The organism is Pseudomonas avellanae BPIC 631 (assembly GCF_000444135.1).
GTDB classification, from domain to species: Bacteria; Pseudomonadota; Gammaproteobacteria; order Pseudomonadales; family Pseudomonadaceae; genus Aquipseudomonas; species Aquipseudomonas avellanae.
This window is the reverse complement of the sequence record NZ_ATDK01000446.1, coordinates 1-2,321: the sequence shown is the minus strand read 5'-3', so window position 1 is coordinate 2,321 and position 2,321 is coordinate 1. Positions and strand designations below refer to the sequence as shown.

Below are 2,321 nucleotides of genomic sequence, written 5' to 3'. Positions count from 1 at the left end.
TGCGCCGCGCCGCGCATTCAAGACCGGACGCAAAGCGTCCAGAACGGCATGCGACGCGGAGCGTCGCACGATAGTCGAGGTTATCGTTCCCCACACCACAGCGTGAAGATGCCTTGCCCCCGCCTTACAACTTGATCCAGGTGGATTTCAGCTCAGTGTATTTGTCGAACGCGTGCAGCGACTTGTCGCGGCCGTTGCCCGACTGTTTGAAGCCGCCGAACGGCGCGGTCATGTCGCCACCGTCGTACTGGTTGACCCACACGCTGCCCGCACGCAGTGCCCGGGCGGTCAGGTGTGCCTTGGAGATGTTTGCGGTCCATACCGCAGCGGCCAGGCCGTACGGCGTGTCGTTGGCGATCTGGATGGCTTCTTCGGCTGTGTCGAACGTCAACACCGAAAGCACCGGGCCGAAGATTTCTTCCTGCGCGATCCTCATGGCATTGTTCACGCCGTCAAAAATCGTTGGCTCGACGTAAGTCCCGCCAGTCTCCTGCAGAATTTGCTTGCCGCCCGCGACCAGCCTGGCGCCATCGGTATGCCCGGCTGCGATGTAAGACAGCACTGTGTTCATCTGCTGAGTATCGACCAGTGCGCCGACATTGGTCGCCGGGTCCAGCGGATTGCCGGGTTTCCAGGTGCCCAGGGCTTCGATCACCATCGGCAGGAAGCGATCCTTGATGGAGCGTTCGACCAGCAGGCGCGAACCCGCTGTGCAGACTTCGCCCTGATTGAAGGCAATGGCGCTGGCGGCGGAGTCGGCGGCGGCCTGCAGGTCAGGGGCGTCGGCGAAGACGATGTTCGGGCTCTTGCCGCCGGCCTCCAGCCAGACGCGCTTCATGTTCGATTCGCCCGCATAGATCATCAGTTGTTTGGCGATTTTGGTCGAGCCGGTGAACACCACAGTGTCCACGTCCATATGCAGGGCAAGCGCCTTGCCGACGGTGTGGCCATAACCCGGCAGCACATTGAGCACGCCCGCAGGAATACCAGCCTCAATGGCCAGTTGTGCGATACGAATGGCTGTCAGCGGAGATTTTTCCGACGGTTTTAGCACCACCGAGTTGCCGGTGGACAGCGCAGGGCCGAGCTTCCAGCAGGCCATCATCAGCGGGAAATTCCACGGCACGATAGCGGCCACCACACCGACCGGCTCGCGTGTTACCAGGCCCAGTTGGTCATGAGGCGTTGCGGCGACTTCGTCATACAACTTGTCGATCGCCTCGCCGCTCCAGCTCAGGGCTCGGGCGCCGCCGGGTATGTCGACACCCAGCGAATCGCTGATCGGCTTACCCATGTCAAGCGTTTCAAGCAGGGCCAGTTCTTCAGCATTCTGCTCAAGCAACCCCGCGAAACGGATCATGGTGGCTTTGCGTTTGGCGGGTGCCAGTCGTGACCAGACACCCGAATCGAAGACGCTGCGAGCGCTTTCTACCGCACGCTGGGCGTCGGCGGCATCGCAACTGGCGACCTTGGCAAGCAACCGGCCATCTACCGGGCTGATGCAGTCAAAGGTCTCGCCGGAGGCGGCAGCGGTGTATTCGCCTTGAATGAAGGCGCGGCCTTCGATCTTCAGGTTCTGGGCGCGTTGTTCCCAGTCGGCACGGGTCAGGGTGGTCATTTTTTATGTCCTCCTCTTGTTGAATGCGGGTGTGTCATGGTTGATTGACGACGCGACATGAAATGTTTCGGAGCGGTCAATACCCTAAACCAGCGGCTCCGCAAAACCAATATATTTGACATAGATAGCCATTAATGGCTCTTTTCTGTTGATTTTATTAAACGGCTGTTGTGGGTATCCAAGGCACTAATGCCCTGCTCGCTCATCCAACCTTCAACGTATTCAGCGCGAGGATCCAGCATGAGCATTGAAAGCATCGTCGACTTCAGCGAAGCCAGCACCGATGCCGAGCACTATCGCCCGGCACCGGAAAAAGTCTTCAAGGGCGACCCGGCGCAGACGATCTACAACCACTACAACAGCCCGTGCGGCCAGATGAGTGCAGGCGTCTGGAATGGCGAGCCTGGGCAGTGGCAGGTCAACTACACCGAGCATGAATATTGCGAGATCGTTCAGGGCGTTTCCGTGCTGCGTGACGAACAAGGCAGTGCCAGGACGCTACGTGCAGGCGATAGATTTGTGATCCCGGCAGGCTTCAAGGGGACATGGGAAGTGCTTGAGGCGTGCCGCAAGATCTACGTGGTGTTCGAGCCTAAGCAGGGCTGAGGCTGTTTGCGCGAGTGCGATCAGCGATCAGGTGCACGTTGGGGCTGAACCGACGGGCACAAAAAAGCCCGCTGCGAGGCGCAATGCTGTTCACTTA

2 protein-coding genes are annotated in these 2,321 nt (G+C 59.6%); one reads left to right on the top strand and one right to left on the bottom strand.

Features of this window, described 5'->3' with window-relative positions; all coding sequences use genetic code 11:
* Positions 1-124: 124 nt before the first annotated feature.
* The gene (locus DW49_RS0123880) at positions 125-1,618 is read right to left on the bottom strand and encodes an aldehyde dehydrogenase (RefSeq protein ID WP_005613365.1); all 1,494 of its coding nucleotides are present in this window, start codon (positions 1,616-1,618) and stop codon (positions 125-127) included.
* Positions 1,619-1,858: 240 nt separating this feature from the next.
* On the opposite strand from DW49_RS0123880, the gene DW49_RS0123875 reads away from it, so the two are divergent.
* Positions 1,859-2,224, top strand: coding sequence for a cupin domain-containing protein (locus tag DW49_RS0123875; protein ID WP_005613362.1), 366 nt, complete (start codon positions 1,859-1,861; stop codon positions 2,222-2,224).
* The last annotated feature ends 97 nt before the right edge of the window (positions 2,225-2,321 follow it).

What these genes read in the sequence shown, in the direction of transcription:
- DW49_RS0123875 (WP_005613362.1), top strand. Translation starts at nt 1,859, where the DNA reads ATGAGCATTGAAAGCATCGTCGACTTCAGCGAAGCCAGCACCGATGCC.
- DW49_RS0123880 (WP_005613365.1), bottom strand. Translation starts at nt 1,618, where the DNA reads ATGACCACCCTGACCCGTGCCGACTGGGAACAACGCGCCCAGAACCTG.